Below are 26,970 nucleotides of genomic sequence, written 5' to 3' on the forward strand. Positions count from 1 at the left end.
ACGTTATTTATTTTTATTGTTGACATCGGGATGACGATACCTTCCTTTTTTCAGGCTTATCTTACCATATTCAATAGCACGTACCGGACAGCGGTGGATACAGGCGACACATTGCACACAGGTATCCGACCATACGGGCTTTCCGTCCTTCAAAGAGATAGTCCCTGTCGGACAAACCCGTTCGCACAGGCCACAAGAGATACAGTCGTCTGTCACCCGAAAGTAGTTCTTCCCTATCGCAAAGTTAGTAAAAAGAGGATATATCCAGTAGCTCTTCAGTCCGGGTAGGCTTCCTTTCTTGTATAAATTAACGTTTTTACGTTCGCAGATAGCCTTGGCAATGGCGGTGACAGCCGAAGGGGCTTCCTTCAGTTTCTGTTCTTCCACCTCTTTACTATCCACGTCGAAGCCCGGCAGGAGGATGTAGTTATTTGGCATAACGACAGAGTAGCTATCGGTCAGTGTTATATTCCTTTTCGCCAGTGCTTTCCGCATCAGATCAGCCGTGTAGCCACATTCGTCGCCACAGGTAGAGACAGAGTAAACCGGTTGCTTATCGTATCCGGTCAGCTTCAGATGCGAGATAAAGCGGGCAACGGGAACAGCCGGCCCCCAGGAGTGTACCGGGTAAACGAACAGTACTTTCTCGTCTTCCCTAAGCGGGCAGACAAATTCCTTTTTACCTGTTTTTAACTCCTCGGCTATCGAAACAACGGGTTCTCCCAAAGCAATACCCAACGCATTCGCCACCCAACGGGAGTTGCCGGTTCCTGAAAAGTAAAATATCATACGCGTATCTCTTATTTGGCCACAAATGTAAATATAATTCAGAACTAATATCTTATCTTTGCCATACAAGAAAACCTAATAAGAATAATTATGACAACAATGGAATTGAATTTACGGAAACAAAGCCTTACCGAGCTCATCTTTTCGATGAGCGAAGAAGAGTTCACAGAGATGGAGAAATGTGCTAAAGCTTTATCATTAAAAAGAGCTACATCCAAAAGCAAGCCCTATCCCTGGGCACCGACCGCAGACGAGATCAGATCAGTTGTTGCTGAGTCTGAAGTAAATTACCGCTCCGGTAAATTTATTGAGGAAGAAGATATGGATAACTACCTGGACTCGCTTAAATGAAAAGGCTTAGATGGGATCCTATCGCACAAGAACAAATCACTGAAATATTCAACTTTTATAAAACGCGATACGGACTGCGTACTGCCAGGAAAATTACCGATGCAATCAGGACTAGCAGTAAAAGACTTAAAGAACAACCGCTATTAGGGTTTATAGAGCCTTTGTTACTTACCAATCCTCATAGATACCGTTCGCTTGTTGAAGGTAATTACAAAATAGTATATTGCCTGGAAAAGGATAATTACATCAGGATAGCTACCATATTCGATTGCAGACAAAACCCTGAGAAACTATCCCGGGACTTATAAATAAAAGCACAGTAAATATCGAGTATAAACCGACTTTACTGTGCTTTTAGTATTACATCTCCACATCCCAAACCCCGGCACTCTTCTCCAGCTCCACGAGCGCCGTACTATAATTAAACAATGTCTCAATGTATTGCGCCTGCACATCATCATACGTCCGTTGGGCATCCAGCACTTCCAGCAGGGAAACTTCACCGCGGTTGTAGCTATACACCTTTCCGTCTATCACTTCGCGGGCAGCATGGAGCATACCTTTTTCGTAATGGCCGACCTGCTCGGTCAACGATTGATAACTACGATAAGCCTGCATCACTTCGGTTTGTACCTGCAACAACGCCTGCTGATATTGCGTCTCCGCCTGTTGCTCCCGAAAGCGGGCGGCACGAACGGCACCCTTATTAAAGTTCGAAAACTTCAGGGGAATAGCAATCCCCGCCGTCACCCCGGTAAAGGGAGGAGCCGGCGCCTCTTCATTATACACCCGGGCATTCTTACTGACGGCGATGGAAAGATCGACATCCGTATTCCGCTCACGGCGCGTCACCTTCAACGCACGGGAAGCAACCTCCTTATTCTTCAGGGCGGCCACCAGATCGGCACGGTTCATCGAAGCCGTAGAGATCAGGTCGGCAAGCACAAAATCGCGGTACGGCAGATGCAAAGAAGCATCAGGGATATATAATGTATCAGGAGCTACCGACCCCGTCAGCAAGTTCAGGTTGGAGAACGCATTATGCAGATCGGTTTCAGCCTGCAACAATTCATTCTTCAGGATACCCGCTTCCAGACGACTTTGTATCGCATCGATCTCCATAATCTTACCCAACGCAAAACGCACACTGTCACTCTCCGCCAGCTGACGGATATTATCGTAAGCATTCTGCTTCACCTTGTACAACTCATATTGCTTCAGAGCTTCCAGGTAAGAAACCGTTGCATCGGCACGCAGGTTGCGGAAATAATCGGCAAGCAAAGCCTTCGACAGTTCGCTTTCGCTACGGGCCAGGGCTATGTTCGCCCCACGCTTTCCAAAAGAGAAAGTCTTACTCAGCTCCACTTCCACCCCTTCTCCCATCTGCAGGCTGCCATTCTCGTTGTTGAAATAAGAGACAGACAGGTTCGGATCGTTGAATACTTTCGAAGCGATCACTTCTGCCTCCGAAACATCCACATTCAGACGTTCGGCGGCATACTCCAGGTTTCCTTCCGTCACCTTCTCCATATAACTCCGGTACGAAAGGGATATCATTTGCTGCGCACTACCTGTCAGGCTTCCGGCAAGCAGGCACATAGTAATATATTGTCGCATATCTATTATTGTTTTACTCGTTACTTACTAATCCTTATGTCCCCACTTTCTGATCTTTCGACAACCGTTATATAATCTTTTGACAATTGGCAAACTATTTTTTAACAGATGGCAAATAATCTTTCGACAGTTGTCGAAAAATCAGAGAGTAGGGAGCTTTCCTCTAAACGATAGGCTCCTGCGGCTTAGTTGGTGCCTTGTCTTCATCTAAATAGTGCTTTTCCACCAGATAATATAAAGCGGGAAGCACATACAAAGTAATTACGGTGGCAAACAGCAATCCGTATACGATGACAGTTGCCAACGGACGTTGTACATCGGAACCGATACCGGTACTCAACGAAGCAGGCAGCAAACCGAGCACAGCCACCGTCGCCGTCATCAATATGGGACGGAAACGATGCTTCGCTCCCGTAATGATAGACTGCTTGAAACCACGGTCACGACTGCGCAGGTTATTGATATGCGAGATCATGATTACCCCGTTCTGGATCGCCACGCCAATCAATGCTATGAAACCGACGGCGGAAGATACATTCAGCGTCATTCCCCGGACGTTCAGGGCCAGCATACCGCCGAACAGCGCCAAGGGAACGACACACATCATCAGGGCGGCCTGACGGAATTTTCCACAAGCAGCGAAGAGCAACAGCAACATAATACCCAAAGCCAGGGGCACGACTGCCGCCAAACGGTTATAGGCACGGTGCTGGTTCTCGAACTGTCCGGCCCATTGCAGGTGAACGGTGTCGTGGTTGTATTTTACCTCTTTATCGATCAAGCGGTTGGCCTTATTCAGAAACTCGGTCAGGTCTACGCCGCGCAGGTTGACATGGATGGTCAGGTGACGCTTGTTCATTTCGCGGGAGATGGTACTGGCGCCGGTCGTCATTTTCACTTCCGCTACCTGCGAAAGGGGAATCTTTGCCCCGGCTCCGTTGGTAAGCAAGAGGTTGCCGATGCTTTCGGGCGAGTTGCGGCTGGCTCCTTCGAAACGACAGATCACATCGTAGCTTTTACTGCCGACGAAGATTTGCGAGATCGCTTTTCCTCCGATCGCCAGTTCGATCATATCGGCTACGTCGGAGAAGTTAAGGCCATACTGCGCGATACGGTCGCGGTCGGCGATGATTTGCAACTGGGGAAGCGGTGGCTCCTGGTCGATAGCAACATCGGCGGCTCCCGGGATCGTACGCAAAACATTGACTACCTTATCGGCGATGTGGCGGGTATCGGTGATGTCGTCGCCATAGACTTTGATGGCCAGGTCGCTGTGTGCACCGGCAATCTGATCCATTACCATGTCGATGATCGGCTGGGAGAAGCTGACGGTATAACCCGGCATGGTCGAAAGCTTCTCCGACATTTCTTCGATCAGGTCTGCTTTTGTTTTGCCGAACTTCCAGGTATCGTAGGGTTTCAGGCCGACACCGCATTCGATATGGGAAAGAGAGAAAGCTTCGGCTCCCTCGTCATCGCGGCCTACCTGGGTCATTACGTAAGAGACCTCTTCAAACTCTTTCACCGCTTTGCGCAATTCGGCTCCCATTTCCTTCGCCTTCTCGATAGAAATACCCGGAGGCAGTTGCACCTGTATCCAGACAGCTCCTTCGTCCAACGGTGGCAGGAAGTCTTTTCCTACGGTGTAACTCAACACGCCGGCTGCTACCAGAATAACCAGCAAAGGCATCAACACCCGCTTAGGTTTATCCAGCAGGGCGATGATCTGCTTATGATAGATATCCCCCAACTTCTCCAACCAGCCGTTGTGATATATCTTACGCGGTTTGCGATAGGCATAGAAAGCCAGCCCCGGTATCAGGAAGAGGGCAACAGCCAGCGCACCCAGTAAGGCATAACCCACGGTGTAAGCCATCGGAGTGAAGAGTTTCTTTTCAATATGCTCGAAAGCGAACAAGGGAAGATAAGCGGTGATAATAATTAATGTAGAGAAGAAGATCGGGCGGGCCACTTCGGTGGTACGGCGCAGGATGGAATCTTCGGTCAGCATTTCGTCGGGATGCCGTTCGCGCTTCTTCAATACCGTCTCCATCATCACGATCGCCCCGTCCACGAGGATACCGAAGTCGATCGCTCCCAACGACAACAGGTTGGCCGGAATATCGGTCAACTGCATCAGGATAAAAGCGATCAGCAAAGACAGCGGGATGGTGAGCGCCACCAACAAAGCACCGCGCCAGTTTCCCAGAAACAGGATCAACACCAGCACGACCAGCACCATTCCTTCGAACAGGGTATGGGATACGGTATGCAAAGTCGTATCCACCAGGTTGGTACGATCCATAAAGACATGCAGATGAGTCCCTTTAGGCAGGGTCTCGTTATTCAGTTCGTCTACGGCCTGATGCACTCCTTCCAGCACCTGCGAAGGGTTCTCGCCGCGAAGCATCTGCACGATACCTTCCACGCCATCGGAATAGTCGCGCACGCCGTCGAAGAAACCTAACACGCCTTTACGCTCCAGGTTTCCGTATTTCAGCGTTCCCAGATCGTCGAGGTAGACGGGTATACCGTTCTCGGTCTTGACAACGATACGGCCCAGGTCTTTCAGGTCTTTCACCAGACCGATACCACGGATCACATAGCTCAGATCGCCACGGCTCAGCATACTGCCGCCGGCGTTTACGTTATTCTTTTCGATCTTCTCGGTGATATCTCCCAATGTCACATTATATTGTTCCATCTTATGTGGGTTCACCTCTATCTGGTATTGGGTGGTGATACCGCCGAAGTTACTGACATCGGCCACACCTGTCACCTGTTTCAGACGGGGAATGACTACCCATTTATGCAGGTCGGTCAGTTCGCGTATATCCAGCTGGTCGCTTTCCAGTACATAACGGAAGATCTCACCGGTTGGCGAAGTCAACGGGTTAAGTCCCGGTACCGCATCGTAAGGCAACTCCACATCTACCAGACGCTCCTGCACCCGCTGACGGGCCCAGTAATCGTCGATACCGTCATCGAAAACCAGTACGACAGTCGAGAGGCCGAACGTGTTTTTGCTTCGCATCACATTCAGTCCCGGCATACCGTTCATCGCCCTTTCGATAGGGATACTGATTTGCTGCTCTATCTCTTCGGCAGCCAGACCGGGTACTTGCGTTACAACCTGTACCGTAGTATCTGCAATATCAGGATAGGCATCGATTGCCAGTTTCGTCCATGAATAGTAACCTACTATACCCAAAAACAGGAAGAGTACGAACATCAGCCCCCGCCGGTATATCGCCATATAAATAATCCTTTTCATAGTGTTTAACGGGCATCAAGTAAGTAAAAGGCTCCGGTAGTCACGATCGTATCGCCGGAAGTAAGGCCGGAAAGGATCACCGTCTTCCCTCCTTCGCTGACGGAAGTCGATACCTGTTGCTTACGATAGCTGTTGCTTCCCAAAGAGACAAGTACGTATGCACTTTCTTCCTCCTGGAGAATGGCCGAGTCAGGGATACGGATCACTTCCGCACTACGATCGCACAGCTTGACAGTCCCGTACATGGCCGGTTTCATCAGGCGGGCGTCGTTATCGCATTCGATCAACACTTCCACCGAGCGGGTCTCCTCATCCAGCATTTCGCTGACATGGTATATCTTTCCGGGGAAAGGTCGGTCGGGCATAGCCACCAGGCGGATCTCCACACTGTCAAGCGATTGTATCAGCGACATATCCTTTTCCTTTACATGGGCCGATACCCATACTTTATTCAGGTTGGCTATGACAGCGACAGGTTCTGCATCTTCCTTTATATACTGGCCGATCACGATACGGTCGGTCACCACTTCTCCCGCTATCGGCGAGCGAACAATCAGGGGTTGCCCCAATACCATATCTGCGGGTTCTATCTGAAACACCTTCAATGCGGCGACGGCATTTTCGTAGTCTTTCTTTTTGAGTTCATAATTCACTTCGGCCTCTTCGAGTTCTTTCTGGACGCCCACTTTGTTTTGTAACAGATCTTTTTCGCGCTTCAGACTCTTCAAAGCCAACTCCATCTCCTGCTTGGCCTGATAGTAAGCCTTCCCTGTTTCAAAGAAAGAGGGTGAACTGATCTCGAAGATAGGACTTCCGGCAGCCACTTTCTGCCCCAGCCGTACGAACGATTTGGAAATGCGTCCGCCAAAAGGAGAAGCAACCTCCGCATAATTAGAAGGAATGGCTTTCACCACCCCGGAAGTACTGAACTCCATACGGTAGGGTTCTTTCTTCACTACATCGGTCTTCAATCGGGATAAGATCGGCGATTTATCCCCTATTTGTATCGTGTCGCCCCGCAAAGTGATGGCAACAGCAACTTCATCGTCCTGCTTGTTTGAGTTGCAGGAACACAATACCATTGCCGGAAGCAATAGCATAAGTAATTGTTTCATATTGTTGTTATGTTGTATTAAATAATTCTGTTTTTCCGTTACGAATAAATTATTTAATACAAAGGCGGGGCACGCAGGCTGACATTACGTACAAGACGTACGGGGGTTGTATACTGGTGTTTCTGAATAAACACGGAAAGAAGTACCCAGGCCGTCACCAGAGCTAAACATAAGGTAGCCGCCTCCATCAGGAGATCATCCAGTTCCTGAATGGTATTGAACGCGGCAGAACTATGCGTGTGATGCGGCAGTCCGTCGGCTCCCGGCAAAAACGGGTGAGAATGGGTAACTGAATAAGTCGGGAAATAATGGGTATGAGTGAACGCAGTGCCCCCTACATAGTAGCTCACAAACAGAACTACCAGCAGATATTTTACTATAGCATTGCAGATAGATTTCACACGCTTCCGATTTTGTAGCAAAGGTATTTATTTATTTTGGTTATACTTTTACATTTATGTAACGATTCTATGATTATTTTTTACTTTTCATTTGGTGAACGTCGGGAATATCCATTAATTTGCAAGACTTAAACAACACTTATATGAAAAGGACTATACTTCTTTTTGCAACAATGGCCTGCATGACCGTTTCCTCTTTACCGGCACAGGATGCCGCTGTAAACAAAATTATCGAGACCGGACGTACCGACAACCGTGTTATGAACCATCTGGATATCCTTACCAATCGTTTTGGCGGCCGCCCTATCGGTTCCGATGCCTACGATAATGCCACCCAATGGGTTGCCTCCAAGTTCAAAGAATGGGGACTGGAAGTGGAATTGCAGGAAGCCGGCACTTTACCGGTCGGATTCAACCGTGGTCCGTGGTTCGGCAAGTTATTGGGAGAACAAGGTATGGAACTGCACTTCGTTACTCCTTCCTACACCTCCGGTACGAAAGGATTACAACGCGGTCATGTTTTGATGGAGCCCCGTACACAGGAAGAGTTCGATCGTATGAAAGGCCAGCTGAAAGGTGCCTGGGTCTTAGTGAACGGCAAAAATGTAGGCTGGCCGATCGCCCACTCTGCTTCGGCCGACTCAACCCGTGCCGCTATCATTGCCGAGAATAACGAGATCGCTGTAAAGAACCGGGAAATAATGATCGGCAACTGGGAGAACAGAACCAACAATCCGATGCTGCCTCTTAAAGAGGATGTTCCGGCACTGTTTTATAAAGAAATGTGCGAGGCCGGAGTATTAGGTTTTATCCAGTCGGCACCGGTTCCTCTACGCGCCCTCTATGATAAAGACGTCGTATTCGACAAAGAAATGACTATCGATAAATTACCGACCGTTGCCGACATCAAGCTGGACGAACATCAATACGAAGTGATCAAACAGATGGTGAAAGAACGCCGCTCTTTCATGCTTGAATTCGACATACGCAATCATTTCCGCCTGGGACCGGTGAAATATTATAATGTAATAGGCTCCATCAAAGGTAGTAAATATCCGGGGGAATATGTAATGCTTAGCGGTCACCTCGACTCGTTCGACGTAGGCACAGGAGGTGTCGATGACGGTTCAGGCGTTACTCCTGTCATGGAGGCGGCCCGCCTGATCGCCATTTCCGGTGCTAAACCCAAACGTACGATGTTATTCTGTGCTTTTGCCGGTGAAGAATTTGGTTTGCTCGGTGCAACGGCATGGGTGAAAGGTAATCTGAAGAAACTGGACAAAATAGCCAACCTCTTTAACCGCGATGGTGGCCCAACGCCTCCGGTAGGTATCAGCGTACCGAAAGCGATGTATGATGATTTCGTAAAGATATGCACTCCTATCCAAAAGATCAACCCGGAATATACGTTCGAAGTGAAGGAAGCCGAACCTCGCAAACAGCCCAAAACACCGGGCGGCACGGATGCCTCTGTCTTTGCTATCGAAGGGGTACCGACCATCGGATTTATGGAAAAAGATTTCAAAGGATATAACTTCAGCTATGATGAGATATGGCATACCGAACGTGACCTTTACACTAAGAGCATCCCTGAATACCAGAAACATGCCGCTACTGTAATGGCTATTGTCGGCCTGGGCGTAGCTAATCTGGATCATCAGCTATCTCGTGAAGGGCTTTATCTGAAAGAAGAATAAAAACGGTCCGCACAGGTAACCGGCATTACACAAGTAAGGCAGACGCCCCAGGGCATCTGCCTTATCTCTTTTACGGTTGTAAACCTTTTTCGATACATGCACCCGGTTATGACTTACCGGACGTCCGTGATTCTCTATTTCCGCTTCGCGGCTACCTTTACGGTTTGCCTTGATGTACTCGTCCAGCGGAGAGACTTTCTTTTTCTTCTTCATAGCTGTACTATTTATTACGGCTACAAAGATACAATTATTTTTCCGGATATTGTCTGTTAGGATTCTTCGGAAACCAACCTTTCAGTACGCGCTCTTCCTGCTCGAACACTTCTTTGATCGTCCAGAACGAAGAGAAAGCGAAAACTCCACAGATAGCGGATAAAAAAACACTTTCTATAAACAAGGAAGCAACTGTCCCGATAATACCTAATATAAGAAAAATCCACCAACACTTAGTTCCCCAATAATATTCAGCTTTTACTACAACCGGATGAAACAATCCGATAATCAAAAAAGTAGCAATACCTATCAAAAGTCCGTCAAAATTAATCATATCCATAATCATATCGTTTATTATAAAACAGAAGCCTTTATTTATCTACTTTGACAAAGATACAAAAATTAAATAACCCTGCTTATAAATTATACCTATAGCCTCATTGACAATTGTCATAAATTCAAACAAAAAGGCGCTCCCTTATGAGGAACGCCTTTTTATATATAACTGCTTATTCTTTAAATCTTATTCTGCAGGAGTTTCAGCCGGAGCTTCTTCCGGTGCAGTAGCCGGTTGCTGGGCAGTACCGAAGTTAGGAGCTACCGTGTTCGGATCGATTGTTACTGCTTCGTTTACCTGTTGTTTGATTTCAGATTGAGTTGTTGTAGTTGCTCTGGGAATGAATGCAGTAATAACGATACTACAAACGATAACGAAACCTGCCAGGCCCCAAGTTGCTTTTTCAAGGAAATCTGTGGTCTTACGTACACCCATAATTTGGTTAGAAGAAGAGAACCCTGAAGCCAGACCTCCACCCTTTGAGTTCTGAATCAGTACTATCAGGATCAATAGTAATGACGCAATCAGGATCAAAATAGAAATAAATACGTACATTTTAGTTTTATTTTTTAGTGTTAATAATCAATTTTTCCAAAAATCTTATTTGGTCTGCAAAGTAAGCATTTTTTTCTGGATAATTCAAATATAAGTTTTTAATAATTTGCAACGCTTTCTCATACCGTTTCTGTTTAACATAAATATGCGCTAAAGTCTCGGTAAAATAAGAATCATCATCCAGAGAACGAGCCGGTTCCTCATCTTCCGGTTTCAACGAAGAGGGTTGTCCTTCTTCATCCGTTTCCAGGTTGATCCCTAAACCACTTCCCGGTGCACGCTGTTCATCATTTTTAATAAATGAATCGATCAGATCGTGATGCTGCAATTTAACAGACGACTCTTCCTCCTCTTGTGTTTCAGAATCTTTTGTCAAAGACCAATAAATATAATCCGATGATACGGATGGTTGGAATAGTAATGTCGGATCTGAAGCCTGTTGCTCTCCTTCACTCTCACGGTCGGCAAGAAAGGCCTCGATCAGAGAAAAAGCGTCGGCCGTCTCTGCTTCTTCGCCCGACGCAGTTTTAAGATGCATGCCGTAACGTTCTCCTTCAATTAATGTAAACAATTTTTTCCTGTCCGGTATATAGACAGCCATTTTCCTCAGTTCGGCAGCAAAACGGATATCATTCAATACAGCCAGATTCTTCAGATAAAGCATCCGTGCTATATGAAAATAAGGATATTCGTCCACTATCTGCTTCAGTTGAGGAAGTGTTTCCTTCGTCAGCAGAGAGGGATTTTCTATCAGTTGATATAAATCTGCCGCTTTCATAATCTTACCAGTTTGCTACTGTCGCATTATAAATCTGATCTACAATTTCTTCTATAATGAGCGGTACATATTCAGGTTCTACATCCTGCAGCATTCGTGTCGCATCAAATTCCTGATAAGCAGAGAAAGTCTGCTCGAAATCTTCATCAGGATTTGTCCGGTTTGAATAACGCACACGTACCGTAATGGTCAACTTGGTTTGTGAAGACCAGGCATCTTCCTTGACAGCCATCGGTGTCAGTTGATAACCGGTGATCTCACCTTCCAGCTCCAGGTCGCCATTATCATTTACCAGCTGAAGGCGTGTTTGACGAATGTATATATCCTTCAGTGCCTCGGTAAACTCCTGCGAAAGCTGCGGATAAACCAAGGGAGCTTGGTTGGGAAAATCTTTTATCGTGATGGTTTTCACCTTCGTATAGTCGATAGAAGCTCCATTGAACTTATACGAGATGGAGCAGGCTGTCAGCACCAATCCTATCAACAGGCAAAGCCAGATCACATTTTTCTTAAACATATTATTCCAAATTATATTCTTTAATCTTTCTGTAAAGCGTACGTTCCGAAATTTTCAGATCGGCAGCAGCATTCTTACGGCGGCCGTTATGCTTTTCCAGTGCCTTACGGATCATTTCTTTTTCCACTTCTTCCAGTGATAAGGTTTCTTCCTCTTCTACGTCTTCCACTTCCTGGATGGAAGTAGAATGAACCGGATGAATAGGATGTGCATAGGTTGTCTCTTCTGCAACAGGCATCTGCATCTTCCCTCCCATAATATCATGGACCAGCTTTTTCAGGTCGTTTACGTCTTTCTTCATATCGAAAAGAACCTGATAAAGGATCTCACGTTCACTGTTGAAGAACTTCTGATCATTATCCTGCTGCTTAACCAGTACCGGATATTTCTCCACATTCAGATCAGGAAGATACAAACGTAAAACATCTGCTGTTATATCACGGTTCTCTTCAATCACGGAAATACGCTCTGTTATATTCTTCAGTTCCCGGACGTTACCCGGCCAGCGGTACGAAGTAAGCAACTGACGTGCTTCATCATCCAAACGGATGGGCGGCATACGATATTTCTCTGCACAATCACCCGCGAATTTACGGAACAAAAGAATTATATCTTCCGGACGTTCTCGTAAAGGGGGAATCTGAATAGGAACAGTATTCAAACGATAATACAGGTCCTCACGGAATTTCCCATCGGCAACAGCCTGTATCAGATTTACATTCGTAGCAGCTACAATCCGCACATTTGTCTTCAACACCTTGGAAGAGCCGACCTTAATAAACTCCCCTGTTTCAAGCACACGCAACAAACGGGCTTGTGTAGGGATAGGTAATTCCCCAACTTCATCCAGAAAGATTGTACCACCGTCGGCCACTTCAAAATATCCTTTCCGGTCTGCCAATGCTCCTGTAAAAGAACCTTTCTCATGTCCGAACAATTCCGAGTCAATTGTTCCTTCAGGAATAGCACCGCAGTTTACGGCTATATATTGTCCGTGTTTACGCGGACTGTTCTGATGTATAATCTGTGGAAATGTCTCCTTACCGACACCACTCTCACCGGTAATCAGGACAGATAAATCTGTCGGGGCCACCTGAAGAGCCACATCGATAGCCCTGTTCAGGCCCGGGCTATTTCCTATAATTCCAAAACGTTGCTTTATTTGCTGGACGTCTAGCTTAATCATCATATCTATTGAATATCTGTAATTATTTCAGTTTGTCTGCCAAAATTACAAATCTTAATTCAAATTCCAGCTATCCGAAGTAGATTCTATCAGCGGTTTCTCATTTTTTAGCACCGTAAGTCTTGTTGAACAAGAACTCAGCAAGTGCCGTATCATCGGTAAATTTCTTTATTTCTTCCGGAGAGATAGGTTCACCGACATATACATCGACAGTTTTTCCTCTTTTATTAAAAGCTTCTGTCGGAATACGCAGGGTACGGATCTTCCAACTTATGCTTCCCAGCCAGTAAAAGAAACGGGAATTAAGAAAATCGAAATAGACAGGATAAACAGGCACGTTCGCTTTTTTTATCAACCGGATCACACTATGTGTCCAAGGTAAATCGTGGATCGCTTTATCCTGCTTATTATAAAAAGAGATAGCTCCTGCAGGAAAAAAGCCCATAGGATGACCTTCTTTCAGTCGCTGTAAGGAATAACGGACACCATTGATATTAGCTGGATTCGGTCCGGTACCTGTCGAGTCCGGCATGACCGATACAAAATTATCTTGCATGGCTCCGATCTTAGTCAGGACACCGTTTACCATCACTTTAAAATCAGGACGACGGGAAGCCATTATATCGATCAACATAATGCCGTCTACCGATCCGATCGGATGGTTGGAGATTGTGATAAATGCACCTTCCGGTAAATGATCCAGTATTTCCGCATTATGCAGGTTATACTTAATATCGATCAACGGATCACTCAGAAGCGCAGATGTAAATGCAGAACCGCGCAGATGACAATTATTAGCATGTACCCTGTTTACTTTATCAACATTTAAGCATTTAATCAATAATTTGCCAAGGAAGGTGCCTATACGGCTTTTGAAGAACGGGGCAGCTTCCTGCAAATCATTTATGTCTACTACGCTCTTTTTCATATATTATTTATTCTATAAACGATGCACACATCTTTTCATGCTTACGCATAGCCAATAGCAAGACTATGTTCAACACAATTATTTCATACAGGAAATAAATCCAGACTTCACCTATCAACACCACGATGAACATAACAATCGTACGTCCGTTAAATGTCAGTAGATCTATATAACGCATCAATTCACGACTTTGTTTACGAAAAGCTACCCGTACATTTTCGGGGATGTCATCACCGTATTTAGCATGCAGGCTCCGCAGCATACGCTGCAAAGCAGGAGTAGCCTTTACCTGAAGCAATGTATACCCCCTGTAAAGAAAATAAAATGTTTTGTTGATTCCCATCTTCATCTCTTTATGGCGAGCTATAACCTGTTCCAACGATTGGAACTCGGCTCCTTTATCTTTGCTGATAAAATAAAGATGGAGCGTTTTATAGTAGTCGGTAATATTTGCTTGTACCAGATGAGAAAGTCCGGATAAGACAGCTAAGGCAAAGAACCAGTGTGTTCCGTAGTCGTGTGATAAACGTAAAGCGAACCCAACATAGATAGATGCAAACCAGATATCACCGGCAAAACCGTCCAGTATTCGTCCGATAGCCGACTTTATACCTGTCAGACGAGCCAGCTGGCCGTCTACACAATCCAGTATATTGGCAAAAATCAATAATAATATACCACAAATATTATAGACCAGATTATCATGATAAAACATAAAACCAACGGCCGCCCCTACAAATATAGAAATTACCGTTACCATATTCGGGGTAATTCCTGTGCCACGTAACATACGAGCTATACGGAAACCTATCGGACGGTAAAATGCCCGATCGACAACATTTTCTGTTTCTATCGATTTCAGCGATGCTTCGTATTCCTTATCCAAATTACTCATCTATCTATTATTTATACGAATAACCGCCGTCTACAACGACCACTTCGCCATTAAAATAACTATTTTCAATTAACATCTTATATACTTCGGCTAGCTCTTCCGGATCACAAAAGCGACCGAGAGAAACCTTATTTTCTATATTCCGGCGTATCTCTGCCGGTTTTGTTTTCTGCCATTCCGTATCTACAAATCCGGGGGCCACTGCATTCACACGCAATTCATAAGGCGTAAGAAACTTAACCAGATTTTTAACAAGGGCATGTACAGCACTTTTTGTTACACCGTAAGCCAAAGACACCGAATGAGGTTGAATTCCCATAAGAGAGCCGGTAAAAACTACACTGCCTCCTTTATTTATACGTCCGACAGTGCGTTGAAGAAAGAACACCGGAAAATGCACATTGGCAAAAAACACCCGTTCCCAATCCGCCAACGACAACTCTTCAAAAGAGTCACGACAGGTAAGGCCGGCATTAAAAACTACGGCATCGAGCTGCAAATCTTTCTCCAGCAGATAAGTATATATTTTTTCTATGGATTCTTTATCTGTTACATCAGCCTGCAATACAAAGACCTTTACTTGTAATTGCAGCTGCAATTGTTCTCTGGTATGTTCTGCAGTATTCGGATCGGAAGCATAGGTAAGGACAAGGTTATACCCGGCTTTACCTAAACAGAAAGCCACCGCTTTACCTATACCTTTCGTACCACCGGTAATTAAAGCATATTTTTCCATGAGTCGTTTTTATTCCTCCCCTTTACCTTTTACAGTTGCAGGTTTAGCATGTCGTTGATATTTCAGATTTTCCTCATAAGAATCATGGATCGTTTTCTTCAGGTTAGAAGAAGACACTCCTGTTCCGTAAGGGAAATAAAAGACCTGCACACCCAGATCTTTCAGATAATCATATTTACCGAACCAGTCGTCACCCACAACAAATGCATCGATATTCAGTTTTTTTACTATCTCCGTATGATCCAAAGTATGTTGCGGTATCACAATATCAGGCGTTTTCAATGCTTCAATGATCTGAAGACGTTCATTAAAAGGAATAATAGGATTCGCCTTATAAGAAGAGACCAGTTCATCCGTACTTACACCTACAATAAGAATATCAGCCAAACTACGGGCATAATTGATCATCCGTAGGTGATTATAGTGGAACATATCAAACGTTCCGGAAGTATATACGATCGTTTTATCTTTAAACATAATTCATGTTGCAATTTGAAACTACAAACTTACGTAAACTTTTCTTATCAAAAAAAGTTTGAAGTCAAAAAGCGTAATTTATTGAGGACAAACATCCGTATCATCGTCTTCCTTGGTAAGATCCAGCTTTTCATTATCGCCTCCTTTATCAAAATATTGTTTACGAAGTGGATTGGCTGTTGCTTCACGATAGATCAACCGATTCTGATAAATATCCAGAGCTGCATACAAAGCCTGACGGAAAGACTCTTCCGAAGCTAAATTCTGTCCTGCGATATCATAAGCAGTACCATGTGCCGGAGAAGTACGTACCACAGACAAACCGGCCGTATAATTAACTCCGTCGTCCATCGCCAGAGTCTTGAATGGAGCCAGTCCCTGATCATGATACATAGCCAGTACACCATCAAATTTATCATACATCTGCGAACCGAAGAATCCGTCGGCGGCATAAGGGCCGAAAGACATAACACCTCTTTTCTCAGCCTCTTGCATTGCCGGAATAATGATCGTTTCCTCTTCTTTTCCCAGCAGGCCGTCGTCTCCAGCATGAGGATTTAAAGACAACACGGCAATACGTGGCTTTACGATTCCGAAATCCTGCTTGAGCGATTGATTGAATATACGCAATTTCGACATAATATCCTCCACAGTTATTCTGGATGGAACTTCCGACAGAGGAATATGTCCGGTCACCAAAGCAACCCGCAAACTATCCTTCATCAGGATCATCAAGGCCTTCCGGCCTACTCCCCCAAAACGTTCTTCCAAATATTCCGTATGACCCGGAAAATGGAACTGGTCATTTTGTATATTATGCTTGTTGATCGGGGCTGTCAGTAAAACATCAACAGCACCACGTTTCAGATCTGCAACTGCGGCTTCCAGCGACAGAAAAGCAGCTTCACCGGCAATAGTTGTCGACTGGGACAGCTCGACCTTCGTCTCGTCATCCACACAGTTTATAATATTAACGCGGTTAACACCGGCATCCTCTGCCTGAGAGATAATATTCATATTCACAGGGGGCAATTCCAATGCTTTCCGGTGATAGGCGGCAATCTTTGACGAACCGTATATGATCGGAGTACAAAGTTCTGCTACCCTGGCATCTGAGAATGTTTTCAATATCACCTCATATCCGATGCCATTTATATCTCCGTGAGTAATGCCCACTTTTATCAATCGTTCTTCCATGTATTATGTTTGTTTATTTCTTATTTTCAGGAATATCCAGCGTTTCATCTACGGACTTGTTAAATTCATCCGGCAGACGAAGGGTATATAATGCAGCCTCTATACGACGAATGAAATTACGTTTATCTGTCTCCGGGGCAAAAACAAAACCTTCAGCCACAACGACCCGGTTGTTCTTTTCATCCAGACGGACATGGCTGACAAACGGCCCACCCATCATATCACCGACCATTTTCCATAAACCACGTAATACGCCACAATACTTTCCATTCACTGTTATAGGCGTATAACTTACATCGGCACGCGTTTCTGTTGCCATATAAGATTCAGGAAAAGATCCCGGCAAATTCTTTTTCAGTACAGAATCACGCTTTGCTATCAAATACTCTGCAGTAAAGGTGTTCGGATCCGTATAAGGGAATGTATATACGATTAAATCAGTACGTCCGGTATTCGCATTGTTAGATGCCCAGAAGAAATCAGTAGTATCACGATAATAAGTCATATTCGCCGGAGCATTGAGCATCAGGTCATGATTATTTTTGAGATTATCCATAACAACTGCACTATAATCTTTCTGCAACTGATTCATAGCACGGTTCATTTCCACCTTCACGAAGAAATCAACCAATGCCTTTGGATGTGCTTCCGTATATTCGATGATAGCTTCCGGAGAAGGGGCATTTAATGTTACGACCACCTGTCCATTTGCCCAACGGTCATTCTCATAACTCACTGAAGCTTTCGTATAAATAGCAGGATCGATATTTACGATCAGAATATTACGAACATAAGTCAATAATCCATCGAATTGTGAAGGATCTACATAGGTTATTTTCAATGCGGGTTCAGATTGAGGAAGTCCCGGGACATCGGATGTCAGTTCTTTTTTAACAGCCATTCCCGAAGGGCCATCCCAGTTTGCTTTTTTCATTACAACAACGACTTCATAAGCAAGTCCTGTTGCACGTTTTCCAACCGGCCCAGAGCTACATGCACCCAGCAATACCAGAAACATGAATAAGCTAATCAGTAAAGAAATCTTTTTCATACCCATTCGTTTTATTACACAAATATAATTCTTTTCTCTTAAATGACTTGTCTTCTATCCCTTTTGTTGCTTTTTAGCGGTGGATAACATTCCGCAAGCAGCAAATATATCTTCTCCCCTGGAAGCCCGAATCGTACAGATTATTCCGGCATTATTTAATATATCGCGAAATGCTTCCATCTTTGCCAGATCCGAACTTTCCAACGGGACATCGGGTATAGCATGAAAACGGATCAGATTTACCCGGCAGTCCAAGGTATCTAATAAACAAATCAATGCTTTAGCATGTTGCGGACTATCGTTTAAATTTTTAAAAACAATATATTCAAATGACACCCGCCGCTGGTGTGAGAAATCATATTCCTTAAGTAATTCGATGATGCTTTGTGCCGGATAAGCTTTTTCCACAGGCATTAACGACAATCGCTCTTCATGATAAGGAGAATGCAGACTAACGGCCAGATGACAGTCGCTTTCCTCTAGAAAACGCTTCAATCCCTTGGCAACCCCGATAGTTGAAACGGTTATCCTTTTAGGGCTCCAGGCATATCCATATGAGGATGTCAGGATCTCAAGAACTTTAAAAAGTTCGTCCACATTATCCAACGGCTCTCCCATTCCCATAAAGACCAGATTCGTCAGACTGTCAGATTCCGGTAGAGATTGTATCTGATTCAGTATCTGATTGGCTGTAAGGTTCATTGTAAACCCCTGTTTTCCCGTCATGCAGAACAGACAGTTCATTTTACATCCGACCTGGGAAGAGACACACAAAGTTGCACGATCATCTGTCGGGATATAAACAGCCTCGACAAAGTTACCAGTACCGGCAGCAAACAAATATTTTATCGTTCCGTCTACCGACTTCATACAATCTACAGGAGGAACGGCACCCACTTCAAAAGACTCTTCCAGTTGTGTTCGTTTGGCAGCTGCAATATTAGTCATTTCAGCGATAGAGCTTACTTTTTTCTTATACAGCCAGTCAGCCATCTGTTTAGCAGCGTAACCAGGTAATCCGACCTCCGCAGCCACCTCTTTCAGTTCGTTCAGCGTCATGCCCAACAATCGTCTTTTCTCTTGCATTGTTTTATTTATATAACGATTAATCCGGCACAAAGATAAAAAAAAGCTGCCGGACTTTTCTGAATAAGTCCGGCAGCTTTCTATTAAAGGTATAGTTATTTCCTTTTATTATCTTTATTTCAAATTAGAAGAAACGTACGCGGTTATCTTCTATTTCTGCTTTGTTCACCAGTGACTGGATAGCCTGGAATCCGAAACGATAAGCGTTAGAAGCATCCAATGTGCGGATTTCTTCAGCTTCATTGAATTCTTTAGCATCTTTGTTTCTGTCATATACTTTGAATACATATACACCATTGTTTCCAACTACAGGTTCGCTCAACTGACCTACTTCTGCAATAGAAACCATTGCATTCATTTTCGGTTCTACACCGATACCGGCAATACGACGTGTTCCAAAGTTAATAAACTTAACAGAGTCTACTCTTGAACCCATTGCATCTGCATAAGCATCAACAGATGTTAGATTTTTAGCTTTCAGATCGGCTGCGATCTTTTCACCCTTCTTCTGAGCAGCTATTTCAGCTCTCAAAGCCGGAGTAACAGAAGCAACTGAACGATAACCTTCTTTCAAAGTACCTTCAACACCTGCAATAACAAACTTATCGTCACATTCGAAGATCTCAGAGATTTTACCTTTATCGTTCTGGAAAGCCCAACGGATTACCGGACGAGAATTCTTAATGCTTCCCAAAGTCTGGTTGTCAGCAGTTACAGTTACGCCCGAGATCAGGTTATAACCTGCTTCTTTAGCTGCATCATCCAACTTAGCCAGGTCACTGTTCTTTGAAATGAACTGATTCAACTCATTATAAATGTTGCTATAAGTTTTAGAGCTCGGAGATACAGTCATATCGATATCAGCCACCTTATACTTATTCACATTATTTGTTTTTTCTGTAACCTTAACCAGGTGAGTTCCGTATAGAGATTTAACTTTTGCAATATTGTTCACCGGAGTCGAGAATACTGCGTTCTTGAAATCTTCGTTTACACCTCTCAGTGCAGTGATTTCTGTAAACCATCCCAGTTCACCGCCATTTTCGGCAGCCTGGTCGGCTGAGAATTGTTTGGCCAGTTCAGCAAAGTCACCGCCATTTTTCAGTACGTTCATCAAGCTATCTGCCAAAACTGTTGTACGAGCTTCGTCACCCGTGTTAGCCAACATAATATGACTTACTTTTACTGAGTCAGGAGCCACTGTCTTGTCAACCAGCTTAAACATTCTGTATTTGTCATTATCGAATACCGGTCCATAAACAGCACCTACTTCAGCAGTAGTTGCGAACTGCTTCATTTCCGGATCAAATGCATTTTCAGTGAAAAAAGCATCCATATAAGGAACTTCTGAATTTTCATTTACAATATCAGCAACCTTTTCTGAAGTCTTGAATTCTTCTTTCAAAGATTCGATATCTGCACTAGCCTTGTCATAGTCTTCCTGGCTCGGACGAATATCAACAGCGATGTATTTAATAACTTTACCTTCTTTCTGTTTGTAAAGTTCTTTGCGCTGATTGTACAGCTTTTCAATTTCGCTCTTGCTAACATCAACTGTTGAATCAGGAATACTTGCATACGACTGCATAGCATATACGATGTCTGAGTTTTCTGAAACATCATTGAAAGCTTCTTTTGCATCCAGTACGTTTGCAGAAACAGCCTTGCTTAACAAAGTTGTATATTTTTGTTCCAGACGCTGACGTTTGATGTTCTTTTCCCAGAACAACCAGAAATTACGAGCCTGGATCAGCTGTGCCTGCTGATCTGCAGGATAGTTTGCGATGTTATCGTCGTCTATTTGCTTCAGGAAGTTCAACAAAGCAGTTTTGTCGAATTGTCCGGTCTGCGGATTAACGAACATCTGCATCTGTTGGATCATCGGTGAAATGTTTTCGCCCTGAACCATATCGAACAGTTCTTCCGGGCTAACCTGCATACCTAATTTATCAGTTGCTTCATCCAATACAACTTCCTGTACCATCGCATCGAATACTGACTGACGGATCTGATTCATGTATTCTTCGGGGAGATTATTCTGACCTGATTGCATTTTATACATCTCAGTCATTTCATCAATACGTCCCTGATAATCCTGAATTTTAATTACTTCTCCGTCAACCTTAGCAACTCTCTCCTGAGTTTGTCTGAAATAAGTAGAACCGGAGTTCAAAAAGTCTCCAATGATAAAAGCGAACAGCGCCAAACCCACAACGAGTACGAGCAGTCCTGCTTTGCTTCTGATTTTTTCCAGCGTAGCCATTTATCGTTATTTATTTTTAAAGTTTATATTTTACAGTTTAAGGGCACGAAGATACGAAAAAAAGGATTTGTTACATCTTTTATTCTGTTTTTTTTCATTAACCACCTACTTTCATTCGCACAAGTTCTATTTTTGTAGCTGTAACTTTTATTATTTTGAACGTATACTTATCAATTACGATTGATTCATTCAATTTAGGAAATTTTTGATAGAAATGTAAAATATACCCGGCAATCGTCACATAGTCGTCCGACTCCGGAAGTTCCAGGTTAAACTTCTCATTTAACGAGTCGATCTCCATACGACCGGATATAAGATACTCGTCATCCGCCACCTTTCGGGCAACGTACGACTTCATGTCGTGTTCATCTTCAATCTCTCCGAATATCTCTTCCACAAGGTCTTCCAAAGTCACAATACCGGATGTTCCGCCAAACTCATCTACCACGACAGCCAGGCTTTTCTTTTCCTGCATTAATATCTTCATCAGTTTATTCGCAGCCATCGTTTCCGGCACAATGGAAATATCTTTTATATTTTGAGTCCAATCTTCCGGATTCTTAAACAATTCCGACGAATGGATATAACCTATGATATCGTCTATATTTTCGTTATATATCAATATCTTCGACAACCCCGTCTCAATAAATTTAGAACGGAGTTCCTCTATATTGACCGTTGTGTCGCAAGCAACGATCTCTGTTCTAGGAACAATACAATCGCGCAACCGCACATTTGAGAAGTCCAGGGCATTCTGAAATATCTTCACTTCCGTATCCATATCCGAATTGGACGGAGCATCATCGATACTTTGTTGTATAAAAAAATCCAGATCCACCTTACCCAGCGTACGAGCCGTAGAACCAGACACATCCTTTACTCCTATCAGTTTTAAAATCAGATATGAAACAAGGGCTGAGAACTTGGATATAGGATATAAGATAATATATATAATGTATAGAGGTATTGAAAACAGATTCAGCGAAAAGTTGGGATTCAACTTGAAGATCGTTTTGGGAATGAACTCACCAGTAAATAAAATCAAAAGAGTTGAAATAATCGATTGTACGAATACGATCAGCGCTTCATTGTCTACAAACCTTGCGATAAATGGCTCCAATATAATTGCCATTTGCAAACCATACACAACCAATGCAATATTATTGCCGACCAGCATCGTAGAAATAAACTGGTTCGGATTCCGGTAAAAGATATCCAGTATCTTCCCGGCTATAGTTTTATTCTTTTTATCCAGTTCGTGCCGCAGCTTGTTAGAGGAGATAAATGCGATCTCCATTCCTGAAAAAAAAGCTGAGAAAGCTAATGATATTAATATGTACGTCAATGCATTCACACTAATCTTTTTTTATTGAATCGGCCTTTGCCACATCCACAACCGTCGAATCAGAAGCTACATTCACTCTCGACGAATCACGAGGAGTTTCGTTTACAGGAAAAGTCCCCTGCGAATTAAATATCTTATACTTCGTCATATTTTGATTAGACTCAAAACCGATGCCTGTGATAACCTTCTCTCCTTCCTGCAACTCAAAATATTCATCCGTATGAATTTTATCTTCCTTCTGATCGATAAACAGTATTGAAGTATCTAATCTCTTTCCTTCCAGGCTTAATACACTCACGTGACCGATCAGTTTATATAATCCCTTCTTGTCCCAATAGTAAGCAGTATCAGCCTTTACACTAGCTTCTACATTAAATAAAGAATCAAATTTTTCCACATAAACACCTTGAGGAAAATAAGAATGAGGCTCCTGAGCCTTACCAAAGACCAACCACTCCTTCGCATTCAGTCGATAACGAGTAATTCCCGAGTCGGAGATCAAGCTGGTGGCATCAGTGGTTCTCATAGTATAAGTATTTTCCGGATCGAATGTAACTTCAACCACTTCTTTATTCTCTTTCCCACAAGATGCCATAAATAAAAGAAGCATAACAACCACCGCAAAGGTAGTTGTTATGCTATATTTTCCCGTTTTACAAAGAAAACGCGTTTCAGTCATAATTATCTGATTGTTGTACGTTCTCCGATCCAACCACCAACAGTGAATTGTTTACCCTTTTCCAAATCCGGGTGCATAAATATTTCTTCTGTTGAAGGTAGATGAGCACGATAGGTACCAATTAATTTGTTTGCTTCATCTATACAACTTTCATCAACTTGTTTGGCTTTTTCAAACTTGTCGATAGCAGCATTGTAGGCAGCTCTTGCCAGTACACCGTCATTCGGGAATACTGTCTTTACTGTTGCAGCATACATTTGTCCGATCAGGATATAAGGCTGTCCGTAACTTGAATTGGTAGAAGCTGCCTTCAAAGCATATTCTCTTGCTTTTGAATAGCTTTTCTGGTCGTAATTAAGCAAAGCGATCATATAATAGTCTTCAGCTTTTGAAGAAGGGTCTGTTTCCATATTGGCAGCTTCTTCGAAATACTTGATAGCTGTGTCATATTCTTTATTCTTTACAGCACGTTTCGCAATACCGATAGCAGCATCAGCACTTGGTTCCAGTTCATAAGCATAAGCAGCAGCAGCAAAGAAAGCATCGATTTCCTGGCAACGAACACGTCTCAACAAAGAAACGATCTCCTTCAAAGCTGCAAGATCCGATTTGTTTTCTTCAACCTTCGGAGCATACAGATTCTGCAGCGTTTCGCAATCGGCAGCACCACTGTTGGCAAACGCCCCGTTTACACTGGTTTTGAATGTAGTCAGGTTGTTTACTTCCTTTTCATTGTTGGCAGCCTGTGCAGCCTGCAATTGAGTATCAAGTATTTTTGAAGCTTTCAGATAATCTTCTACATACTGACCTTTGTGATTAGGATCGTCTGCCATCATCTGATAAGATGCGAACATATATAAAGAAACGCCTAATGCTTCAGTTTTATCACCATATTCGTTAATGATTTCGCCCAACCAGTTGTACAGTTTCTTATAATCGGCTTTGTCACCCATCTGCTGGATATAATCCTGTGCTTTACGAGAAACGATCCAGTCTTTTCCGTAACGGTTATCGTCACCAAAATATTTCACACGTTTATCATATACGGCCATCAGGTCATCAACCAGAGCTGCTTTCTTAGCAGGGTCCTTTTCATTGGCGATCTTCCACGCCATAATCTTTACACCATGCAAATAAATATCCTTTGTTGCAGCAGGACATTCATCGTATACAATTTTCCAAAAATCGTAAGCGTCCTTAAAATTTCCTGCTTTCGCATAAGGAACGAACAAGCTGATATTGGTAATACAACGGATACTGTCTTCACCAGAACCGAACTGTGTACCATTATCTACTCCTTTCTGTGCATGAGCGCCAAATGCTCCTAAGGAACATGCAGCGGTAATCAATAATACCTTTATTTTCATATCTGTTTTTAATTTAAGTTAGCAATTTAAATTAATCTACTTTTTTCTTCCAGAACCACATTTCGTTGAATGTGTAGTTAACAGTAAAACGGAAATACTGTTCATCAATCATGTTCACACCTCCGGGCTTAATCTTTGTGTATTCAAAAGACACATTTATCAGAGAACGGTTATCAATCAACGGCAATCCCATACCAACACTTACTCCATATTCGTTATACCCGTTACCTTTATAGGCTGGATCTTCATCTTTATTATTTATCATCAAATAAGAGTTGCTGTAATGAGCACCTGCACGATATCTTACCCGGTTGAAAAAATTACGATTCTGAGCATTCGGTATATACTCACCCCCGGCAGCAACACGTACACGATTCTTAAAGTTATTATCCGAACTGTAGAAATGAGCCTTACCCCATGTTTCATACAATACATCCGCAGCCAATGTCAATTTATCTTTTTTCACGTAAGATGCACCGAAACCGAATGAATTCGGAATATCATAAGCCTGATTTTTCAGTGTATCGGAACTGATAACCTCTGAAGCTCCGTTATCGGTATACTTTATAGATGTATTAGTGTACGTTGAATGCAACCGTTTTTTCGGTGAAAATGTCAAACCCAGAGTCACCTCTTCAGTTTTACTGATCGGGTGTGTATACTGCACTCCGAAATCCATTTTAAAATCCCGCACTTCCAGATTCTGACTTCGGTTTGCATTGTAGGTATTTCCGGTACCTACAATAGAATACTGTTCATGCTTGATATTGCCAAAAAAGTATCCGAAATTTGCTCCTACAGAAAGACGCTTCTTCCATATATCTATAGACAATCCTACATACAAATCGTTTAATCCGCCGCTACCATTATATGTTTCCACATAATTCAAATTGGCCTCATTGGTCCTTTGTGCACCGAAACTATACCCTACATACGAATAAGGTAAAAGCCCGACACTCATGGCTAAACGTTTATGTATTGGGAACTGCAAAGCGATATACTCTACATTTCCATTCACATTATTTTGCTTATTGATTCCGTCATCGAACCATGAAAGCTGGCCGGATGCACCAAAATCAAAAAGAAATGTCAACGAATCCATACAGCTGTAAGACGCCGGGTTCATCGGGTTTATCTGTTTCGGCGATCTCAGTCCGACACCAACGCCCCCCATAGCCCGTCCGGCTCCGAATGAACGATCCGCTAATTCACCATACCCAAAACGGGTATAGGGCGAGTTAGTGTTATTTTGTGCCGCTAGCGACAACTGCGTAAATATAAGAATGCTTGCTATTAGTAGCTTATTAATCTTCAACATTATACTCTAAGATTCTGTTTAATCCTGTCAACACTAAATTAATGTCTGCAAAGATGGAGTTTTTTAGCCGTCTTTCAAAATAAAACGAATGACCGCCTGTTAAAAAAACCAAAAGGTTAGGATATTTTATCCGTAACATCTCGATGTATCCATCCATCTCGTAAACAATACCATTTACTACTCCTGCTTGAATAGCACTCTCAGTACTGGTGCCCATAAGAGGGATCTCCTCCTTTTCCGCCACCAAAGGTAGTTTTTTTGTATAAAAGTTCAAAGCCTTGAAACGGGTAGTCATTCCCGGAGAGATATTCCCCCCCAGAAAAGTGCCTGAAGCTTCGATCAATTCATAAGTAATTGCTGTGCCAGCATCGATGACCAGCAGGTCTTTTCCCGGCTTCAGGTAATTAGCCCCGACAGCCGCAGCCAACCGGTCTTTCCCCAATGTTTCGGGCGTTTCATATTGAACCGTAATAGGTAACTTTACTGTTTCATCCAGAAAGATAAAGCGCCGAAGTTTTCCCCGGAGGTAATCGTTCAGCTCTTCGTTTTTGCCTATGACAGTCGACAATATTCCATGTTTAAAATCGTATTTCCCAAAGAGAGACTCCAATTCATCAACATCGAATTTCTTGTACACAAAGGAGGTTTCCATATGCCATCCGTTGTATACCGCAACTTTTGAAGAGGTGTTTCCTTGTTCTATAATTAAATTCACGTGACTGAAATTTTCCGCAAAGAAAAACAAAATTGATGAAATAACATGCATAACCAGAGAATAACCTGCTAAATTTCTTTGAG

27 protein-coding genes are annotated in these 26,970 nt (G+C 43.4%); 3 read left to right on the forward strand and 24 right to left on the reverse strand.

What is annotated here, in order from left to right; translation table 11 throughout:
• Window positions 1-3 precede the first annotated feature (3 nt).
• Complete coding sequence (locus QZ076_RS02985; protein WP_293710227.1) at window positions 4-789, reverse strand: EFR1 family ferrodoxin; 786 nt, start codon at window positions 787-789, stop codon at window positions 4-6.
• Window positions 790-888: 99 nt separating this feature from the next.
• Between QZ076_RS02985 and QZ076_RS02990 the strand changes: the two genes are divergently transcribed.
• Complete coding sequence (locus tag QZ076_RS02990) at window positions 889-1,140, forward strand: hypothetical protein (protein ID WP_293710229.1); 252 nt, start codon at window positions 889-891, stop codon at window positions 1,138-1,140.
• Window positions 1,137-1,448: a type II toxin-antitoxin system RelE/ParE family toxin gene (locus QZ076_RS21965; RefSeq protein ID WP_365324424.1), complete on the forward strand. Its 312-nt coding sequence runs from the start codon at window positions 1,137-1,139 to the stop codon at window positions 1,446-1,448. Before QZ076_RS02990 ends, QZ076_RS21965 begins: the two co-directional genes overlap by 4 nt.
• Before the next feature lie 52 nt (window positions 1,449-1,500).
• On the opposite strand, the gene QZ076_RS02995 is transcribed toward QZ076_RS21965, so the two are convergent.
• The 4 genes from QZ076_RS02995 to QZ076_RS03010 all read right to left on the reverse strand — a co-directional run bounded on the left by QZ076_RS02995 (window position 1,501) and on the right by QZ076_RS03010 (window position 7,547).
• On the reverse strand, window positions 1,501-2,757 hold the full coding sequence (locus QZ076_RS02995; protein WP_293710231.1) for a TolC family protein: 1,257 nt from the start codon (window positions 2,755-2,757) through the stop codon (window positions 1,501-1,503).
• Between the two features lie 163 nt (window positions 2,758-2,920).
• A complete protein-coding gene (locus tag QZ076_RS03000; protein ID WP_293710233.1) occupies window positions 2,921-6,031 on the reverse strand; it encodes a CusA/CzcA family heavy metal efflux RND transporter in 3,111 nt (1,036 codons plus the stop codon).
• Between the two features lie 5 nt (window positions 6,032-6,036).
• On the reverse strand, window positions 6,037-7,146 hold the full coding sequence (locus tag QZ076_RS03005; protein ID WP_293710235.1) for an efflux RND transporter periplasmic adaptor subunit: 1,110 nt from the start codon (window positions 7,144-7,146) through the stop codon (window positions 6,037-6,039).
• Window positions 7,147-7,199: 53 nt separating this feature from the next.
• A complete protein-coding gene (locus QZ076_RS03010) occupies window positions 7,200-7,547 on the reverse strand; it encodes a hypothetical protein (protein ID WP_293710237.1) in 348 nt (115 codons plus the stop codon).
• Window positions 7,548-7,690: 143 nt separating this feature from the next.
• Between QZ076_RS03010 and QZ076_RS03015 the strand changes: the two genes are divergently transcribed.
• Entirely contained in the window at window positions 7,691-9,244 is a 1,554-nt protein-coding gene (locus QZ076_RS03015) for a M20/M25/M40 family metallo-hydrolase (RefSeq protein ID WP_293710239.1), read from the forward strand.
• On the opposite strand, the gene QZ076_RS03020 is transcribed toward QZ076_RS03015, so the two are convergent.
• The 19 genes from QZ076_RS03020 to QZ076_RS03110 all read right to left on the reverse strand — a co-directional run bounded on the left by QZ076_RS03020 (window position 9,209) and on the right by QZ076_RS03110 (window position 26,887).
• Window positions 9,209-9,457: a hypothetical protein gene (locus tag QZ076_RS03020; protein ID WP_293710241.1), complete on the reverse strand. Its 249-nt coding sequence runs from the start codon at window positions 9,455-9,457 to the stop codon at window positions 9,209-9,211. The two genes, QZ076_RS03015 and QZ076_RS03020, sit on opposite strands and share 36 nt — an antisense overlap.
• Before the next feature lie 34 nt (window positions 9,458-9,491).
• A complete protein-coding gene (locus tag QZ076_RS03025; RefSeq protein ID WP_293710243.1) occupies window positions 9,492-9,797 on the reverse strand; it encodes a DUF4491 family protein in 306 nt (101 codons plus the stop codon).
• Window positions 9,798-9,980: 183 nt separating this feature from the next.
• The gene (secG, locus tag QZ076_RS03030) at window positions 9,981-10,349 is read right to left on the reverse strand and encodes a preprotein translocase subunit SecG (protein ID WP_249388831.1); all 369 of its coding nucleotides are present in this window, start codon (window positions 10,347-10,349) and stop codon (window positions 9,981-9,983) included.
• 7 nt (window positions 10,350-10,356) lie between these two features.
• Window positions 10,357-11,127 (reverse strand): hypothetical protein, encoded by a 771-nt coding sequence (locus QZ076_RS03035; RefSeq protein ID WP_293710246.1) that lies wholly within the window; start codon window positions 11,125-11,127, stop codon window positions 10,357-10,359.
• Between the two features lie 4 nt (window positions 11,128-11,131).
• Entirely contained in the window at window positions 11,132-11,644 is a 513-nt protein-coding gene (locus QZ076_RS03040) for an LptE family protein (protein ID WP_293710248.1), read from the reverse strand.
• A 1-nt stretch (window position 11,645) separates the two neighbouring features.
• Window positions 11,646-12,830 carry a sigma-54 dependent transcriptional regulator gene (locus tag QZ076_RS03045; RefSeq protein WP_293710406.1) on the reverse strand — a complete coding sequence of 395 codons (1,185 nt, stop codon included), beginning with the start codon at window positions 12,828-12,830 and terminating at the stop codon, window positions 11,646-11,648.
• Window positions 12,831-12,930: 100 nt separating this feature from the next.
• Window positions 12,931-13,758: a lysophospholipid acyltransferase family protein gene (locus tag QZ076_RS03050; protein ID WP_293710250.1), complete on the reverse strand. Its 828-nt coding sequence runs from the start codon at window positions 13,756-13,758 to the stop codon at window positions 12,931-12,933.
• A 7-nt stretch (window positions 13,759-13,765) separates the two neighbouring features.
• The gene (locus QZ076_RS03055) at window positions 13,766-14,653 is read right to left on the reverse strand and encodes a CDP-alcohol phosphatidyltransferase family protein (protein WP_293710252.1); all 888 of its coding nucleotides are present in this window, start codon (window positions 14,651-14,653) and stop codon (window positions 13,766-13,768) included.
• A gap of 7 nt (window positions 14,654-14,660) precedes the next feature.
• Window positions 14,661-15,389: an SDR family oxidoreductase gene (locus QZ076_RS03060; RefSeq protein ID WP_293710254.1), complete on the reverse strand. Its 729-nt coding sequence runs from the start codon at window positions 15,387-15,389 to the stop codon at window positions 14,661-14,663.
• A gap of 9 nt (window positions 15,390-15,398) precedes the next feature.
• The gene (locus tag QZ076_RS03065; protein WP_007658908.1) at window positions 15,399-15,866 is read right to left on the reverse strand and encodes an adenylyltransferase/cytidyltransferase family protein; all 468 of its coding nucleotides are present in this window, start codon (window positions 15,864-15,866) and stop codon (window positions 15,399-15,401) included.
• A 78-nt stretch (window positions 15,867-15,944) separates the two neighbouring features.
• A complete protein-coding gene (pdxA, locus tag QZ076_RS03070; protein ID WP_075556539.1) occupies window positions 15,945-17,063 on the reverse strand; it encodes a 4-hydroxythreonine-4-phosphate dehydrogenase PdxA in 1,119 nt (372 codons plus the stop codon).
• A 13-nt stretch (window positions 17,064-17,076) separates the two neighbouring features.
• A complete protein-coding gene (locus QZ076_RS03075) occupies window positions 17,077-18,114 on the reverse strand; it encodes a DUF4837 family protein (protein ID WP_293710258.1) in 1,038 nt (345 codons plus the stop codon).
• 54 nt (window positions 18,115-18,168) lie between these two features.
• Window positions 18,169-19,200 (reverse strand): 23S rRNA (adenine(2503)-C(2))-methyltransferase RlmN, encoded by a 1,032-nt coding sequence (rlmN, locus tag QZ076_RS03080; RefSeq protein WP_293710260.1) that lies wholly within the window; start codon window positions 19,198-19,200, stop codon window positions 18,169-18,171.
• 124 nt (window positions 19,201-19,324) lie between these two features.
• Entirely contained in the window at window positions 19,325-21,463 is a 2,139-nt protein-coding gene (locus QZ076_RS03085) for a SurA N-terminal domain-containing protein (protein ID WP_293710262.1), read from the reverse strand.
• A gap of 97 nt (window positions 21,464-21,560) precedes the next feature.
• Window positions 21,561-22,817, reverse strand: a complete 1,257-nt coding sequence (locus QZ076_RS03090; protein ID WP_293710264.1) for a hemolysin family protein — start codon at window positions 22,815-22,817, stop codon at window positions 21,561-21,563.
• Between the two features lies 1 nt (window position 22,818).
• Window positions 22,819-23,487, reverse strand: coding sequence for an LPS export ABC transporter periplasmic protein LptC (gene lptC, locus QZ076_RS03095; RefSeq protein WP_293710266.1), 669 nt, complete (start codon window positions 23,485-23,487; stop codon window positions 22,819-22,821).
• Between the two features lie 2 nt (window positions 23,488-23,489).
• Complete coding sequence (locus QZ076_RS03100) at window positions 23,490-24,854, reverse strand: hypothetical protein (protein WP_293710268.1); 1,365 nt, start codon at window positions 24,852-24,854, stop codon at window positions 23,490-23,492.
• Window positions 24,855-24,885: 31 nt separating this feature from the next.
• On the reverse strand, window positions 24,886-26,172 hold the full coding sequence (locus tag QZ076_RS03105) for a hypothetical protein (RefSeq protein WP_293710270.1): 1,287 nt from the start codon (window positions 26,170-26,172) through the stop codon (window positions 24,886-24,888).
• Entirely contained in the window at window positions 26,159-26,887 is a 729-nt protein-coding gene (locus tag QZ076_RS03110) for a type III pantothenate kinase (RefSeq protein ID WP_293710272.1), read from the reverse strand. The genes QZ076_RS03105 and QZ076_RS03110 overlap by 14 nt, the downstream gene beginning before the upstream one ends.
• Window positions 26,888-26,970: the final 83 nt, after the last annotated feature.

Origin of the sequence: uncultured Parabacteroides sp., assembly GCF_905196875.1 — a bacterium.
Classification (GTDB): domain Bacteria; phylum Bacteroidota; class Bacteroidia; order Bacteroidales; family Tannerellaceae; genus Parabacteroides.

What these genes read in the sequence shown, in the direction of transcription:
- QZ076_RS02985 (WP_293710227.1), bottom strand. Translation starts at nt 789, where the DNA reads ATGATATTTTACTTTTCAGGAACCGGCAACTCCCGTTGGGTGGCGAAT.
- QZ076_RS02990 (WP_293710229.1), top strand. Translation starts at nt 889, where the DNA reads ATGGAATTGAATTTACGGAAACAAAGCCTTACCGAGCTCATCTTTTCG.
- QZ076_RS21965 (WP_365324424.1), top strand. Translation starts at nt 1,137, where the DNA reads ATGAAAAGGCTTAGATGGGATCCTATCGCACAAGAACAAATCACTGAA.
- QZ076_RS02995 (WP_293710231.1), bottom strand. Translation starts at nt 2,757, where the DNA reads ATGCGACAATATATTACTATGTGCCTGCTTGCCGGAAGCCTGACAGGT.
- QZ076_RS03000 (WP_293710233.1), bottom strand. Translation starts at nt 6,031, where the DNA reads ATGAAAAGGATTATTTATATGGCGATATACCGGCGGGGGCTGATGTTC.
- QZ076_RS03005 (WP_293710235.1), bottom strand. Translation starts at nt 7,146, where the DNA reads ATGAAACAATTACTTATGCTATTGCTTCCGGCAATGGTATTGTGTTCC.
- QZ076_RS03015 (WP_293710239.1), top strand. Translation starts at nt 7,691, where the DNA reads ATGAAAAGGACTATACTTCTTTTTGCAACAATGGCCTGCATGACCGTT.
- QZ076_RS03020 (WP_293710241.1), bottom strand. Translation starts at nt 9,457, where the DNA reads ATGAAGAAGAAAAAGAAAGTCTCTCCGCTGGACGAGTACATCAAGGCA.
- QZ076_RS03025 (WP_293710243.1), bottom strand. Translation starts at nt 9,797, where the DNA reads ATGGATATGATTAATTTTGACGGACTTTTGATAGGTATTGCTACTTTT.
- secG (WP_249388831.1), bottom strand. Translation starts at nt 10,349, where the DNA reads ATGTACGTATTTATTTCTATTTTGATCCTGATTGCGTCATTACTATTG.
- QZ076_RS03035 (WP_293710246.1), bottom strand. Translation starts at nt 11,127, where the DNA reads ATGAAAGCGGCAGATTTATATCAACTGATAGAAAATCCCTCTCTGCTG.
- QZ076_RS03040 (WP_293710248.1), bottom strand. Translation starts at nt 11,644, where the DNA reads ATGTTTAAGAAAAATGTGATCTGGCTTTGCCTGTTGATAGGATTGGTG.
- QZ076_RS03045 (WP_293710406.1), bottom strand. Translation starts at nt 12,830, where the DNA reads ATGATTAAGCTAGACGTCCAGCAAATAAAGCAACGTTTTGGAATTATA.
- QZ076_RS03050 (WP_293710250.1), bottom strand. Translation starts at nt 13,758, where the DNA reads ATGAAAAAGAGCGTAGTAGACATAAATGATTTGCAGGAAGCTGCCCCG.
- QZ076_RS03055 (WP_293710252.1), bottom strand. Translation starts at nt 14,653, where the DNA reads ATGAGTAATTTGGATAAGGAATACGAAGCATCGCTGAAATCGATAGAA.
- QZ076_RS03060 (WP_293710254.1), bottom strand. Translation starts at nt 15,389, where the DNA reads ATGGAAAAATATGCTTTAATTACCGGTGGTACGAAAGGTATAGGTAAA.
- QZ076_RS03065 (WP_007658908.1), bottom strand. Translation starts at nt 15,866, where the DNA reads ATGTTTAAAGATAAAACGATCGTATATACTTCCGGAACGTTTGATATG.
- pdxA (WP_075556539.1), bottom strand. Translation starts at nt 17,063, where the DNA reads ATGGAAGAACGATTGATAAAAGTGGGCATTACTCACGGAGATATAAAT.
- QZ076_RS03075 (WP_293710258.1), bottom strand. Translation starts at nt 18,114, where the DNA reads ATGAAAAAGATTTCTTTACTGATTAGCTTATTCATGTTTCTGGTATTG.
- rlmN (WP_293710260.1), bottom strand. Translation starts at nt 19,200, where the DNA reads ATGCAAGAGAAAAGACGATTGTTGGGCATGACGCTGAACGAACTGAAA.
- QZ076_RS03085 (WP_293710262.1), bottom strand. Translation starts at nt 21,463, where the DNA reads ATGGCTACGCTGGAAAAAATCAGAAGCAAAGCAGGACTGCTCGTACTC.
- lptC (WP_293710266.1), bottom strand. Translation starts at nt 23,487, where the DNA reads ATGACTGAAACGCGTTTTCTTTGTAAAACGGGAAAATATAGCATAACA.
- QZ076_RS03100 (WP_293710268.1), bottom strand. Translation starts at nt 24,854, where the DNA reads ATGAAAATAAAGGTATTATTGATTACCGCTGCATGTTCCTTAGGAGCA.
- QZ076_RS03105 (WP_293710270.1), bottom strand. Translation starts at nt 26,172, where the DNA reads ATGTTGAAGATTAATAAGCTACTAATAGCAAGCATTCTTATATTTACG.